The 14,266-nt window shown below is 66.5% G+C and carries 11 protein-coding genes; 4 read left to right on the forward strand and 7 right to left on the reverse strand.

The genetic code is table 11. The features are described from left to right. The first annotated feature begins 6 nt into the window (after positions 1–6). Both RS84_RS18815 and RS84_RS17435 read left to right on the forward strand, forming a co-directional pair. Positions 7–2,289, forward strand: coding sequence for an LGFP repeat-containing protein (locus RS84_RS18815; protein ID WP_052676426.1), 2,283 nt, complete (start codon positions 7–9; stop codon positions 2,287–2,289). Next, a complete protein-coding gene (locus RS84_RS17435; protein WP_045258984.1) occupies positions 2,286–4,505 on the forward strand; it encodes a hypothetical protein in 2,220 nt (739 codons plus the stop codon). Before RS84_RS18815 ends, RS84_RS17435 begins: the two co-directional genes overlap by 4 nt. Before the next feature lie 126 nt (positions 4,506–4,631). Here the strand turns inward: RS84_RS17435 and RS84_RS17440 are convergent, their stop codons facing one another. The 3 genes from RS84_RS17440 to RS84_RS17450 form a co-directional block, all read right to left on the reverse strand. Beyond that, positions 4,632–5,366, reverse strand: a complete 735-nt coding sequence (locus tag RS84_RS17440) for an ABC transporter ATP-binding protein (RefSeq protein WP_045258985.1) — start codon at positions 5,364–5,366, stop codon at positions 4,632–4,634. Continuing rightward, positions 5,363–6,220, reverse strand: coding sequence for an ABC transporter permease (locus RS84_RS17445; protein ID WP_045259306.1), 858 nt, complete (start codon positions 6,218–6,220; stop codon positions 5,363–5,365). The genes RS84_RS17440 and RS84_RS17445 overlap by 4 nt, the downstream gene beginning before the upstream one ends. 231 nt (positions 6,221–6,451) lie before the next feature. Further along, entirely contained in the window at positions 6,452–7,525 is a 1,074-nt protein-coding gene (locus RS84_RS17450; protein ID WP_045258986.1) for a glycosyltransferase, read from the reverse strand. 123 nt (positions 7,526–7,648) lie between these two features. Here RS84_RS17450 and RS84_RS17455 point away from each other — a divergent pair, with 123 nt between their 5' ends. Beyond that, on the forward strand, positions 7,649–9,412 hold the full coding sequence (locus RS84_RS17455) for a DUF4012 domain-containing protein (protein WP_052676427.1): 1,764 nt from the start codon (positions 7,649–7,651) through the stop codon (positions 9,410–9,412). A gap of 143 nt (positions 9,413–9,555) precedes the next feature. After that, positions 9,556–10,137 (forward strand): hypothetical protein, encoded by a 582-nt coding sequence (locus tag RS84_RS17460; RefSeq protein WP_045258988.1) that lies wholly within the window; start codon positions 9,556–9,558, stop codon positions 10,135–10,137. A gap of 242 nt (positions 10,138–10,379) precedes the next feature. Here the strand turns inward: RS84_RS17460 and RS84_RS17465 are convergent, their stop codons facing one another. The 4 genes from RS84_RS17465 to RS84_RS17480 all read right to left on the reverse strand — a co-directional run bounded on the left by RS84_RS17465 (position 10,380) and on the right by RS84_RS17480 (position 14,255). Beyond that, complete coding sequence (locus RS84_RS17465) at positions 10,380–11,852, reverse strand: LCP family protein (RefSeq protein ID WP_045258989.1); 1,473 nt, start codon at positions 11,850–11,852, stop codon at positions 10,380–10,382. After that, a complete protein-coding gene (gene purE / locus RS84_RS17470; RefSeq protein WP_045259307.1) occupies positions 11,849–12,316 on the reverse strand; it encodes a 5-(carboxyamino)imidazole ribonucleotide mutase in 468 nt (155 codons plus the stop codon). The genes RS84_RS17465 and purE overlap by 4 nt, the downstream gene beginning before the upstream one ends. Before the next feature lie 140 nt (positions 12,317–12,456). Next, complete coding sequence (locus RS84_RS17475) at positions 12,457–13,584, reverse strand: 5-(carboxyamino)imidazole ribonucleotide synthase (protein WP_045258990.1); 1,128 nt, start codon at positions 13,582–13,584, stop codon at positions 12,457–12,459. 128 nt (positions 13,585–13,712) lie between these two features. Further along, positions 13,713–14,255, reverse strand: coding sequence for a PH domain-containing protein (locus RS84_RS17480; RefSeq protein WP_052676428.1), 543 nt, complete (start codon positions 14,253–14,255; stop codon positions 13,713–13,715). Positions 14,256–14,266: the final 11 nt, after the last annotated feature.

Here is a 14,266-nt window from a genome sequence, read left to right on the forward strand (position 1 = left end):
CGCCCCATGGCTCGTACGCTGAGCCGAGCCATCGCGGCCGCGGCGATTGTCATCGCAGTCCTCTCCGGAGCGTTGGCCGGTGCGCCGTCCGCCACGGCAGCCGCACCCGTCGCGTCGGGGAATGTCGCAGCGGCTGTGCACTCTTCGGGGTTCGACGCCGGCTACATCATCTCGGATGATCGCTTCTTCGACAGCAACGCGATGTCCGAGGCGCAGATTCAGGCCTTCCTCAACAAGATGGTGCCGACGTGCCGCGCGACTGACCCGAATCTGCCATGCCTCAAGAGCCTCTACACCTCAACGAATACACGCGCCCCAGATCCTGCCGGGCGATGCTCCGGATACAACTCGGAAGGCTACGAGACAGGCGCACGGATCATCTGGCGTGTGGCGCAGGCATGCGGCATCAGTCCCCAGGTGATCATGGTGATGCTTCAGAAGGAGCAGGGGCTCATCACCTCCACCAAACCGGACGCGTGGGCGTACAAGGCCGCCATGGGCGCAGACTGCCCTGACACCTCCGCCTGCGACACGAGATACATGAACTTCTTCAATCAGGTCTACCGTGCCGCGTGGCAGATGAAGGAGTACACGATCCACCCCAACAGCTGGAACCATCGTGTGGGATGGACCAGTGTCCGATACCACCCTGAACCGAGCTGCGGTTCCTCTCAGGTCTACATCCAGAACCAGGCCACCGCGAATCTCTACAACTACACGCCGTATCAGCCGAACGACTCCGCCCTGGCGAACATGTACGGCGTCGGCGACGCGTGCGGGGCGTATGGCAACAGGAACTTCTGGCGCGACTTCAACGCGTGGTTCGGAGCCAGCACCGTCGAGGGAACCACAGCCATCAACAGTCTCTACGCTTCCATGGGGGCGGACAGCGGCCCGCTCGGGTCTCCGACGACGGGGATGCTCAAAGTCACCGAGGGCGGTGGCGGCACCGCCCGCGCCTTCGTCAACGGCTCGATCTACTGGACCAGTCTGACCGGCGCCGCTGCTGTCCTCGAGCCGGAGCGTTCCCTCTACTTCCAGTACTCGGGAGCTGCGGGGCCCCTGGGATGGCCGAACAGCCAGCGTCTCTCGATCACCGGCCCGGCCGGGTCGGGCACGGGTCAGTCGTACACCAAAGCATCCATCTACAGCTCTGCGAACGGTACATTCCTGGTGACGGGTGCCATGCAGCAGACATACTTCGCGCGCGGAGGCGCGGCCGGGTACCTCGGCTTCCCCATCTCTGCGGAGATCCCCTTCGACGGCGGCACCGCACAGTCGTTCGCTCAGGGAACGATCTACATGCAGTCGAACGGGTGGGGCGGCGCCGTCGGCGCATCGCTCGTCAGCGCCTATGCCAAGAGCGGCGGCCCCGGAGGACCGCTCGGGTGGCCCCGGAGCGATACCTCTTCCGTCGCGGCTAATGGCGGGGGCACGGGCCAGGCCTTCGAGAAGGGCTCGCTGTACGGCTCATCAGCGGGAGCATTCATCGTCAGCGGAGCCATCCGCGACTACTACTTCACCCGAGGCGGATCGGCCGGCCAGCTCGGCTGGCCGACGGCAACCGCCGTTTGCGAGTCCGCTACCCAGTGTCGGCAGGACTTCCAGAACGGCACCGTGTACTGGACGCAGACCGGAGGCTTCCGCGTCGGCTCCCCCGCCATCGAGAGCTATTACCTTGCAAACAGCGCCGCCCTCGGCGCTCGTCAGAGCGAGGCCGTCCGATCGACCGACAACGGCGGCGGCTTCGGACAGACGTTCGCGAACGGCTCCGTGTACTCCAGTGCGGCAGGCACTTTCAGAGTCCAGGGCGCTGTCAGGGACTTCTACTGGCGCATGAACGGGTCGTCGGGAGCGCTCGGCTGGCCGGCCAGTGAGTGGAACGCCGGCGCGAGCGGCCGCCCCGGCAGTCAGACATTCCAGAAGGGCACTCTCTATTACGACGGCAAGTCCGTCTACATCGGGGATCCCGCGATCGAGCAGATCTGGTGGAGCACTGGCGCAGCTGGTGGAACCCTCGGCCAGAAGACCAGCGGCGTGATCGTCATCCCGCAGAACGGTGGGGGACGAGGCCAGGCCTTCCAGGGCGGCTCCGTCTACGCGTCGGCCGCTGGAGCGTTCGCCGTCTCCGGTGGGGTGCTCACCACGTACTTCTCGCTCGGCGGTTCGGCGGGCGCTTTGGGCTGGCCCACCGCAGCGGCGACGTGTAGTAACGGCACCTGCGTGCAGACCTTCCAGACTGGAACCATCACCTACTCGCCGAGCACAGGCGGTATCGTCACCCGATGAGTCGTTCGACCGGCGGAGCAGCGCGCTCGCTCCGCTTTTCTCGCCGTTCCCTATTCGATCTCGGCATCATCTTCGTCGTCGTGCTGACGATCGGCCTCCTCATAAAGGTCGTGTGGCGCGAGTTCACGTTCTTCGGCGACAATGCGGAATCCTTCTTCCCGCTGTGGCACATGTACGGAACCGCACTGCGGTCAGGAGAGCCCTTCCTCTTCGACCCGAACGGCTGGGGTGCGGGGAATGTCCTCGCCGAGGCCGCGTACGGGGTGTTCAACCCCGTCACCATCGTCAACTCCCTCCTCATCTCGCTCACGGACCGGCTCAGCGTGGCGAGCTTCCTCGTGATGCTGGAATTCCTGATCCTGCTCGGGTGGGGCGTCTACATGCTCTCTCGAAGCCACGGCGCCGCGAGGACGGCTTCCGTGCTAGTCGGGAGCATCGCCCCGTTCGCCGGGTACACCCTCTACTACGAGGCAGGCAACTGGGCGTCGGGGCTCATGTCAGCGGTGTGGGTCGTCCACTTCTGGTGGTCCGCCCGCATGTTCACGCAGTCCCGGATCGGACCGCTCACCCCTGTCGTCTTCGGCTTCCTCGCCGCGACGGTCGGCAATCCCTACTCGGTGGTCGGCATTCTCGTGGTCCTCTTCGCGCTCGCGTTCGAGCTCGTCCTGCGGAAGGACTGGCGGATCCTTGCCGGCTTGGTCGTCGTCGGCGCGATCATCGGCACGGCGGTCGTTCTCACCTACAGCGGCCTTCTCGCCGCACTCACTGTCATCGATCGTCCGGTCGACGGCGACCTCGTCTCGAACAAGAACTACCTGACACCCACCCTCAGCGACATGATGGGTATGAGTTCACCGACGTATCTCCCCCGAATCAGAGCGTGGTTCGGTGAGAACGACCTCGTGCCGTCGGCGTATCTGAGTTGGTTGATTCTTCCGCTCCTGCCCTGGCTGCGGTGGCGGGCCATGCCCAAGTGGCGTCCGAGGATCAGCCTCGGCGTGGCGGGTCTCATCTTCCTCGTTCTCACGCTGGGCCCGGATCACCTCTGGCTCTTCCGTTGGCCTATCCGGTTCATCGAGTACGTCTATCTCTGCGTTCTGGTCGCATTCGCGCTCATACTCTCCGCGGGACTCTCCCGTACCAGGCTGGCTCTGCGCACCTCCCTCTCCCTCGCCTCGGTCGGCCTCGGCCTGTACCTCGCGTTCTCCTCGCGTCCCACATTGCTGTCGTACCACCTCGTCGTCGCGGCCGCAGCAGCCGTGCTCGTGCTGGGGATCCGCTTCACCGTGCGAGATGCACGTGCCCGCCACTGGCTCCTCGCCATCGCGATCGCGGGCACCGCCGTCATCGCACCCTTCCAGGCTCAGCTCTTCGGATGGAGCCATCAGGCGATCGAACCGGGTGTGGATCAGCGTCCGCCTTCTGATCTCGGCATCGTCCGCTCCGCCTGGTCCGACATCCAGGGCAGAGTGCTGCAGATCGCCGAGCTCCGGGAGCTCGAGGGAACCGACGCCGTCGCGCGGGGACAGCTCGTGTTCGGCAATATCGGTCGCGCCGCAGGTGTGGACATCCTGAACAGGTACACGGGCATCAATTTCGAATCGTTCAAGGACGGTTTCGGCTTCGACTATCGGGGCACCGTCGGCGCTTACTTCCCCATCTCGTTCCTCTGGACGCCACTCTCCCCCGACTACGACATCGACGTCATCGATGCATTCGGCATCGACACGCTGGTCGTCGCTAAGACCCGCCCGGATCTGTCCAGTCTCGACGGCCATCCCGGTTGGAGGGTCGTCGAGGACTCCGAGTACAGGATCGTGCTCACCCGCACGGCCCCCCTCGAGCACCCCACGGTCACGCCCGTGGACGACGTCGAGGTCTCGGAGACGCAGGAAGCTGGGACCGATTTGAGCTTCACCGTCCACTCGGCGACCGGCGGTGCGGTGATCCTCGATCGCCTCGCCTGGCCCGGCTACACGGTCATGCTCGACGGGACGCCGCTCACGACAGAGAGAGTCCCCTACGGGCTCACCCGCGTCGACATCCCCGCGGGTTCATCCGGCCTCGTGACCGTCAAGTACGAGTCACCTGGGCTCCGCCTCGGCGTACTCGTCGCTGCGGTCGGTCTGATCGCGACCGCGGCCCATCAGGTCGTGTGGACGGCGCGCCGTCGGCGTTCGATCACCGCCTCGTCTCGCGCTGAATCACTCGTCTGACCTAGGCGTGGAAGCTACACGCAGAAGCCGCGCAGCGTGGCGAAACCGACCGACCGACGGGCAGGCCGCGACGGCTCCCCCCATCGATGAGACGTCATCCGCCCTGCGCAGAACGACGACGGAGCGCTACTCCAGGTAGCCGAGCGCTTCGGAGATCGGACCGTCGAAGACGACCTTGCCTCGGCGCAGCACGACCCCGCGGGTGCACAGCTTCTGCACCATCTCCGCGTCATGACTGACGACGACCAGCGTCTTGCGCTGTGCGATGAGCTCCTCGAACTTCTGGCGGCACTTCTCGCGGAAAGGCGCATCGCCTACTGAGAGGATCTCATCAACGAGCAGCACGTCGAGTTCGACGTGGATGGCGACCGAGAACGCGAGCCTCATGAACATGCCGGACGAGTAGTGCTTGACCTCCTGGTCGATGAACTCCTCGATCTCGCTGAACTCCACGATCTCCTCGTAGCGCTCTTCGATCTCCTTGCGCTGCATGCCCAGGATCGCGGCATTGAGGAACACGTTCTCGCGACCAGTGAGCTCAGGATGAAATCCTGCCCCGACCTCGATCAGCCCGGCGACTCGCCCCCGCGTGAGGACCTGTCCGCCGTCCGGACTCATCACCCCCGAGACCAGCTTCAGCAGCGTGGACTTTCCCGAACCATTGAGCCCGAGCAGCGCTACGGATTCGCCTTCGTTGATCACCACATTCACGTCGTCGAGGGCGCGGAAGCTGCTCGTCAGCCGCTTTCTCCTGATCCAGGAGACGACCGTGTCCTTGAGCGAGAAGGCGTGATTCAGAGTGAACGACTTACGTACACCGTCGACGACGACGCTTGGTCGAGTCGGAGCTTGAACCGTCATAGGTCTTGCGCGAACCTTCCTTCGAGGCGCCGGAACACGATCTGGCCGATGAAGAGCGTCGACACCGAGATCAGCAACGCCCACAGAGAGTTCCAGCCGAGATCAGGCGGAAGCTGGAGATCGGTGTCCGTCACGGGATACCAGAAGGCGTAGTGGAACAGTTCCACGCCGACGGTGAGAGGGTTGAGGAGATAGATCCGCGTCACCCAGGCAGGGAACACGTTCTCGACCATCGTCCAGAAGTAGAGCACGGGTGACGCCCACGTCGCCAGCAGGAGCAACAGCTCCACGATGTTCTCCGCATCCCGGAAGCGCACGTTGATCGCTCCGAAGAAGAGCCCGAGACCGAGCGAGAAGATCATCACGATGACCACCGCGGCAAAGACCGCGAGGACGGACATCAAGGTGACCGAACCGAGCCACCCCAGTGCGGCGCATACGACGATGAGGAGCGCGAGTTGCGGCAGGAAGTGCACGAAGGCGACGATCACCGCGGACACGGCGAACAGCTGGCGGGGCAGGAAGACCTTCCGCACGAGGGGTGCGTTTCCGACGATCGACGTCGTGCCGTTCTTGTACGCCTCGGAGAAGAGATTGATGATCACGATCCCCGAGAACAGGTAGACCGCGAAGTTGGGGATCCCCTTCTCCAAGGTCATGAAAAGGCCGAACACGATCCAGAAGACGAAGAACTGCGCGGCGGGCCGAACATACGACCAAGTCCAGCCGAGAACGGAGTTGCGATACCTGGTCGACACACCGGTCTTAACGAGGAGGCTGAGCAGGTAGCGCCAACGTATGACGTCGATCAGACCGCGACTCGTGCCAGGGACATCGAAATCTGCACGCGGCACACCGGCGAGGAGATCTCGTCTGTCATTCAGCGGCACATCTGTTCCTCACTAGGAGATGGGGTGGGGTCGCCTTCCATTATCTCACGCCGCGGACACGAGACCTGCGTGAACGCCGTCAGCGATCCCACCCCCGTGATCTCTGGTTCGGCTTCGAGGCCGGTTGCCCACGCTGGACGAGCTGCTCCGAGGTGAGGACGCAGTCGACGTTTCGGCGAGCCACGCCGTGGACGCTCAGAGGTCCGCGTGCAGCCCCCACACCCTCTCCGCCGAACTCGTCCAGGAGAACGCCCGAGCACGGTCGCTTCCCAGAACGCTCATCCTCCGAGCGCCCGAACCGACGGCATCCGCGACGGCATCCGGAATCTCATCGACCGACACGATCGCTCCCCCGTCTGCGATCACATCCCGGTGCACCCCGCTGGACACCGCTACGACCGGCACGCCGAGGGTCATCGCCTCTACGACCCTCCAGGGCCACGATGTCCCCGGGTCCGTGGCGACGAGAGCGGAAGCGGCGGCGAACACCGCGGCACGGTCTTCAACGGTGAGCTTCTCCCGCACATGCACCCGAGACTCGGGCAGGCCGGCGGCCGACGCGATCTCGGCGATCCCGGGTTCCGAGCCCTCCGGCGCATCGAGCACCACGGCATCCGCATCGGCGGCGATCGCCGCCCGGAACCCCGCTTCCAGCGACGAAGACGACCCGGTGAGGACCAGGAAGCGCCCGGGCAGCGACAGGGAATCCCGCCGCGCGGCGGCGTCCAGCGGCACGACGAAGCCGCGCGGAGCGGCCCCGGGAATCACGCGGATGCGCTCGCCGAGCTTCGCCACGTCCGAGAGACGAGCGGCGAACGCGTGCGAGGGCACGACCACGGCATCCGCATGCTTGACCGCACGCCGCAGCATCCCGCGCTGCCAGGCGACCGTCGTCTTCGGGAGAGCGTCGGGCGCTTCCCATGCGCGAAGGTCCCACAGGGTCACGGTCGTCTGATCGTTGTCGTGCACTCGATCGTGCCGCACGAGCGGAGCCATGAGCGAGGCCGAGTGGATGAGCCCTCCCCCGACCCCCGGTGCGATCCCGAGCTGCCACGACGCCGCCAGTTCGCGTCGCGCCAGGCCCAGCGTGCGGACATCGGCAAGACCCGGGAGCGTCGCGGATGAGCCGGCAGGCACAATGGCTTCCACAGCGCACCCCGCGGGAGCTGTGTCGACGAGACCCGCCGTGAGATCGATCGCCGCGCCGGCCTGGTCCGCGTCGACGACGTGCGTCAGCTGATCAAGAACAACACGAAGACGCGCACCCATGAGCACAAGAGTAGGCGGTCATACGGCCCTCAAACCGGCGACAGGCTCAGCATCCCGGAATTCCTTGCCGGGAAAACACTTCTTTCTCAGCATGCCGCGCCCGCTTCGTGCTTGAATGCTCGAATGAGCGACGGGCGCCTTCCGGTACGTCGCCGGTGGCTCGGCTGGACCATCGGCGCTCTTCTGACATTCCTCGTGCTGTCCATCGGCTGGGTGACCGTCAGAGGCATCGGCGCCGTGACCGACCTGCAGGAGGTCGCGAAGATCTCCTCCGAGATGAAGACGGCGGTCGGCGACGGCGATCTCGACAAGGCTGAGACGCTGGCCAGGCGCATCTCGCATCACGCAGAATCGGCTCACGACCTCACGTCGGATCCGATCTGGCAGGCCTACGGGGTGGTCCCCTGGCTCGGGCCCAACTTCACGGCCGTCAGCGAGGTCGCCGCGATCGCCGATCAGGTCTCGTCGGACGCCGTCGGCCCCGTGCTGGCCGCCGCAGGCGACATCGATCTCTCCAGCCTCGGCTTCTCCAACGGGACGATCGACCTGACCCCGTTCGCGACCATCGAGCCGCCGCTCGCCACCGCCGCGTCGGCCCTGCGCGACGCCGAGGCGCGCTCGCGACAGATCGACGCCGATGCGACGCTCCCCCCGCTCGCCGACGCGATCCGCGAACTCCGCTCCACCGTCACCCAGGCGACCACTCTGGTCGGCTCGCTGCACGGCGCATCCGCCCTGCTGCCGAGCATGCTCGGTGCGACAGAACCCCGCAACTACGTGATCGCGATGCAGAACAACGCAGAGCTGCGATCTTCGGGCGGAATCATCGGCGCGATCGCGCTGCTGCACGCCGAGAACGGGCACGTCACGCTCAGCCAGCAGGGATCGGTGCGCGACTTCCCCGCGCTGGATACGGCGCTTCCGCTCAGCGACTCCACGATCGCTCTGTTCGAGGACCGCCCAGGCCGCTACCTGCAGAACATCACCAACATCCCCGACTTCACCGAGGCCGCGCCGCTGGTCGCGGCCCGTTGGCAGAACCGCTTCGGCACGCCGATCGACGGCGTCGTCGCGGTCGACGCGGTCATGACCAAGAACCTGCTCGCGGCCACAGGGCCTCTCACCTTCGGCCCCTTCACGGCCGATGAGAAGAACGTCGTCGGGCTGCTCCTGTCAGACGTCTACGCCGCGGTGCCGGATCCGGCTCTGCAGGACGAGGTGTTCGCTCAGGCCGCCTCGGCGCTGTTCGGAGCCGCCATGTCGGGCGCCGAACCGCAGAAGCTCGTGAGAGCGCTCGCGGAGTCCTCGGAGGAGGGCCGCATCCGCATCTGGAGCGCCCATGAGGATGAGCAGAAGATCATCGCGGAGTCGACGCTCAGCGGCGCACTGCCCACCGACACCCCTTCTGCGACGTACGTCGGCGCTCTCTTCAACGACGCCACCGGCGCCAAGATGGACTACTACATGGACGCCGAGGTCTCCGTGTCGATCGGCGCGTGTCACGGCGAGCCGACGACGCAGGTGCGGGTGACGTGGACGAACAATGCGCCAGCGGATGCCGCGACCTCGCTGCCGGCTTACGTCACGGCCTCCGGCTGGTATGGCGTGCCGCCCGGCTCGGTGCGCACCCTGGTCGCGGTGTACGGGCCTGAGGGCGCGACTGCGTCGCACATCGACAGGGATGGCGAGTCGGATGCTGTGCAGACGACGATGCTGGGCGACCGATTCGCCGTGCAGCACGACGTCACGCTCGCTCCCGGGGAGTCGACGACGATCACCGTCGAGTTCCAGGGCAACGGAGCCGGAAAGCGCCTCACCGAGGTCGCGCACACGCCGCTCGTGAACGACCCGAAGATCGAGCGCACGGAACTTCACTGCGCTCCGTGACTTTCGCCCCCCGATGATGTAGTCTCACTTTCACTGGGGAATATCTGGGTTCTATAACCTTGTCGTGGGGACAAGGAGAGCCCACGCAGTCGGATGCAGGGGTGTGTCCGGATGCGATTCCGCGTGTATTTCTGGGGAGAAACATGCTGAAGAAGCTGGCTGCAATCAGCCTGACAGTCGGGGCTCTGGTGCTTTCCGCGCCTCTCGCCGCCGGCGCCGCAACGGCCACCACGGCCGCGTCCGACTCCTACGCGGGAACCCCGAGTGTGAGCGTCGATGACCCGATCATCGACATCTGCGAGGTTTCGACCATCGTCTTCGGCGCGGGCTGGTTCACCCCGTCCGAGAACGTCGGTGTGTCGGTGTCCGGACTCAACGCCGCCGATTCGGCGGTATCTGGAAACACGGCGGCTGCCGACGGCAGTCTCGTCCTGACCTTCCGTCCGCCGGCCGACGGCAACGGGGCGTACGCCATCGCGTTCAGCGGTTCACGCTCGTACACGGCGACCGTCACGGTCTCGCACGGGCACGACTCGGTCTCGAACTGCGATCACGACCCGACGGTCGCCGCAGCCGGCTCCGAGCTTCCGCTCACCGGCACCGGTACGGAGTTGGCGCTGACAGGCGGCAGCGTGTCGCCGTGGATCCTCGGTGGCGGAGCAGCTGCTCTCGTCGCCGGCGGTGCTCTCGTGGCAGTGGGAATCACTCGCCGCAAGAACGCCTGATTCTGATCCCGCGTTGCGGGGTCGACCGGGCGACGGTGATCCCTCCCCCTCCGATCACCGTCGTCTGGTGAGTCCGGTGCGTGCACCGGAGGCCCACGACCATCACCTTCACTCTCAGGTGGTGGCCGTGGGCTTTTTCGTGTCCGCCGGTCAGCGTGACCGCACGAGACTTCGACCGGGGTGCATTGCGTTTCGTCTCGCTTCGCTCGCTCAACGACCAGGAGTTCGACCGGACCGCCGGGTCAGGGCGTCGGGGTCGGCGTCGCCGTGGGCGGATGCAGCGTGGTCTGAACCAACTGGTGCACGAAGGAGAAGTCGATGTCCGTCTCGGGCACGCCGTGGTCGGGCGTGAGCTCGATCGTCGTGACCTGCTGGTCCTTCGCCTTCGTCAGCAGATCGAAGAACTCGGGCAGCTTGTCCTGCGGCAGGTCGGTCTGCACGATCGCCGTGCCGGCCGAGGCCACCTCGTTGAACCGGGTGAGCACGGTCTGCGGCGTGAACTGCGCGAGGATCGCCTGCTGCAGCTGGCGCTGACGCAGCATGCGGTCCCAGTCGCTCGTCGTATAGCGCGACCGCGCGTACCACTGCGCGGTGTTGCCGTTCATGTGCTGCTGCCCTGGTTCGATCCAGCCGATCGCCCACGAATCGACGTCGTGTGCGCCCGACCCGGGAGGCGGCCCGCCCATCGGCAGCCGCTCGGTGACGTTGATGTCGACACCGCCCAGAGCGTCGATGAGGTTGGCGAAGCCCTTCATGTCGAGGAAGACGTAGTAGGGGATCTCGATGCCGAGGATCCCCTCGGCAGCGTCCTTCGTCGCCTCGATCTCCGGGTTCGAGCCGTGTGCCGCGGCATCCGGATACAGGCTCTTGCCGTCATCCTCCCGGCACACCTGCACCGCGTTGGTGAGCTGGTTGATGCCCGAGCCCCATCCGCAGTCGGGGTCGCTGTGGCCCTCGAAGTAATTGCGGTAGTCGAACCCGACGAGCTCGGGATCGCGCATCGGGCTGTCTTCGGCGAACGGGAAGTTCGGCATGTCGCGAGGGATGCCGGTGATCGTGACCGCTCCCGTCGACGCATTCACCGACACGACAGAGATGCTGTCGAACCGCATGGAGTCCCGGCCCTCGCCGCTGTCGGCGCCGAGCAGCAGGATGTTGTAGTAGCCGTCGCTGGCGGGAAGGCTCGGTCCGCTGCTGCCGAAGATCGTCGAGATCGTGTTGCGCGCCGTGCCGACGTACGAGGCGGCCACCCCTGCGAGGGAGCCGATCAGGCCGAGCAGCACGAGAGCGACCACCGGCAGAGCGAACTTCGACAGCCCGGGGATCTTCACGAGCCGAGCGAGCCGCAGCGTGTCGAACGTCAGCACGATCCACAGGATCAGGTACCCGACGAGCAGCACCTGCACGACCGTGAGCACCACGCCCGAGAACCAGCCGGCGCCCACCGTCAGCCACAGCAGCGTCGGGCGAGCGAAGAGCGCCAGCCCGATCGCGACCAGCACGAGGAACCACGCGGTCAGCGTCGCCCCGAGTCCGAAACGCCCCAGCCGCCGGTTGCCCGCGAGAACCTGGGCGGAGCCTGGCAGCAGCACGTTGAGGACGACGAGCCACCAGCCGCGCTTGGTCATGGTCGCGGAATCCGCGGTGTCCGGATGCCTCAGCGGCCGGGTCTCGATCAGGGGCCGCCCCGCCAGGCGCGGCGCGGCGAGAGTCACAGCGACTCCTTCAGCCGTTCGTTCTTGGCCTCGACCTGCGCCTCGAGCTCCCGCGCGTAGGCCTCGACACGGTCGGCGAGCTCGGCATCCGACGTCCCGATGATGCGGGCCGCGAGAAGGCCGGCGTTCTTGGCGCCGCCGATGGAGACGGTGGCGACCGGGATGCCGGCTGGCATCTGCACGATCGACAGCAGCGAGTCCATGCCGTCGAGGTAGGCGAGGGGCACAGGAACCCCCACGACGGGCAGGGCGGTCATCGAGGCGAGCATGCCCGGCAGGTGCGCCGCTCCCCCGGCACCCGCGATGATCACGCGGATGCCGCGACCGCGCGCCTCGCGCGCGTACGACATGAGCTTGTCGGGTGTGCGGTGCGCCGAGACGACCTCGACCTCGTGCGGAATCCCGAACTCGGTGAGCGCCTGGGAGGCATCGCTCATCACACGCCAGTCGGAGTCGGAGCCCATCACGACGCCGACGAGAGGGGAAGCAGAGGAGTGCAGAGGCTCGGTCACTTCAACAGGGTACGGTCTGCCCCTGGAAGTTCCCCCCAACGGCACGCCTCACCGCCGAGTGTGACGCGCGTACACGCGCCTCGGCATCCGCCTCAGTCGAGGAAGTGCGCCGCGGCGGCCCGGGCGACGTACACAGCGTCGTCGAGGTCGTCACCCGACACATTCACATGGCCCACCTTCCGGCCGGGGCGCGGCGCCTTGCCGTAGGTGTGGATCTTGGCGGACGGATGCTCGGCCATGGCCGCCGCGAAGCGATCGCCGAGCGCACCCTCTGTGGGACCTCCGAGGATGTTGACCATCACCGACCAGGCGGCCCGCGGCGAGGCATCACCCAGCGGCAGGTCCGCCACGGCGCGCAGATGCTGTTCGAACTGACCGGTCACCGCGCCGTCCTGGCTCCAGTGACCGCTGTTGTGCGGGCGCATCGCCAGTTCGTTCACGAGGATCCGCTCATCATCCGTTTCGAACAGCTCGACGGCGAGCATGCCCGTCACGCCGAGTCCCTCAGCGATCGACCGGCCGATGCCTTCGGCCACCCGCGCGAGCCGTTCGCCTGCGGCCGGCGCCGGCGCGATGACCTCTGCGCACACGCCGTCGCGCTGCACGGTCTCGACCACCGGGTACGCGACGATCTCGCCGCTGGGCCGTCGGGCCACCTGCTGCGCGAGCTCGCGCACGAACGCGACCAGCTCCTCGACCAGAAGAGCCTCGCCCTCGGGAAGCTGGTCGAACCAGTCCTGCGCCTCGGTGGCGGCTCTCACGACGCGCACGCCCTTGCCGTCGTAGCCGCCGCGGGGCGTCTTCACGACACCGCGTCCGTCATGGTCGTCGAGGAAGGCCTGCAATTCCGCCGCGTCGTGCACCGCCGCCCAATCGGGCTGAGGCACGCCGAGACCCGCGAGACGGGCGCGCATCACGAGCTTGTCCTGCGCGAACTGCAGCGCGTCAGGACCGGGATGCACGGCCACTCCCTCATCGACGAGAGCACGCAGGACGTCCTGCGGCACATGCTCATGGTCGAACGTGACGACGTCGACGTCCTTCACGAAGGCTCGCACGGCCTCGAGGTCGCGGTAGTCGCCGACGGCTGTGGCGGCGAGCTGGGCCGACATGCCCTCATCTTCCGCCAGCACTCGCAGATCGAGTCCGAGTTCGACCGCCGGAGCGATCATCATCCTGGCCAGCTGGCCTCCGCCGATCACGCCTACACGCAGCGCCATGTGCCGCCTCCATTCGTCGTGACCATTCTTCCGCATGGCCGAGGGGCGTCGTACCGCAGTTCCCGTCACGCCACACGATTCGTCCGCTTCGCTCGCTCAGCGACCGGGTGGGGCACGCCGTCAGGAGCTCAGAAGGCGTCGGTCGACTGCGCGTCGCGATGTGCGAGGATCTGGCTGACCTCGATCTGGTCGGCGAGCGTCTCATGCACGAGCGTGACGTTGGGCACGTTGGCGAGCCGCAGCGGCGCGTCGACCCCGTTGGTCAGGGTGATCGTCCCCACGCCCCACAGACGCTGCACGATGCCCCGGCGCACGCCGATCGTATAGCCGCGCGCATGCGACATCTCCCGCCTGCTGCGAGAGCCGATCCCCTGCTTCACGATCACTCGTCTCGTGGTCACCGTCGTCGTCCGCGAGTACCAGACGATGTACGGCACCACCACGAGCAGCAGCACGGCCGCGGCAGCCGCCGACAGCAGCATCCAGTTCTCGAAGGGCGCAGGAAGGTTGTCGTAGAGATAGGAGGTCGCTCCGAAGACCGCGATCAGCACCAGCGCCGACCAGAACAGGCGGCGAGCATGAGCGCGGAACTTCGCGATCAGGAGCTCTTCCGTCGGCGCACCAGGCGGCGGCATCGTCGGCCGACCACCGAGCGTCACGGGCTGAGTCACCCCTCCATTGT

Origin of the sequence: Microbacterium hydrocarbonoxydans (assembly GCF_000956475.1) — a bacterium.
Taxonomy (GTDB): domain Bacteria; phylum Actinomycetota; class Actinomycetes; order Actinomycetales; family Microbacteriaceae; genus Microbacterium; species Microbacterium hydrocarbonoxydans_A.

Excerpts from the sequence above, each read along its gene's own strand:
- RS84_RS18815 (WP_052676426.1), top strand. The coding sequence starts at position 7 with ATGGCTCGTACGCTGAGCCGAGCCATCGCGGCCGCGGCGATTGTCATC.
- RS84_RS17435 (WP_045258984.1), top strand. The coding sequence starts at position 2,286 with ATGAGTCGTTCGACCGGCGGAGCAGCGCGCTCGCTCCGCTTTTCTCGC.
- RS84_RS17440 (WP_045258985.1), bottom strand. The coding sequence starts at position 5,366 with ATGACGGTTCAAGCTCCGACTCGACCAAGCGTCGTCGTCGACGGTGTA.
- RS84_RS17450 (WP_045258986.1), bottom strand. The coding sequence starts at position 7,525 with ATGGGTGCGCGTCTTCGTGTTGTTCTTGATCAGCTGACGCACGTCGTC.
- RS84_RS17455 (WP_052676427.1), top strand. The coding sequence starts at position 7,649 with ATGAGCGACGGGCGCCTTCCGGTACGTCGCCGGTGGCTCGGCTGGACC.
- RS84_RS17460 (WP_045258988.1), top strand. The coding sequence starts at position 9,556 with ATGCTGAAGAAGCTGGCTGCAATCAGCCTGACAGTCGGGGCTCTGGTG.
- purE (WP_045259307.1), bottom strand. The coding sequence starts at position 12,316 with ATGGGCTCCGACTCCGACTGGCGTGTGATGAGCGATGCCTCCCAGGCG.
- RS84_RS17475 (WP_045258990.1), bottom strand. The coding sequence starts at position 13,584 with ATGGCGCTGCGTGTAGGCGTGATCGGCGGAGGCCAGCTGGCCAGGATG.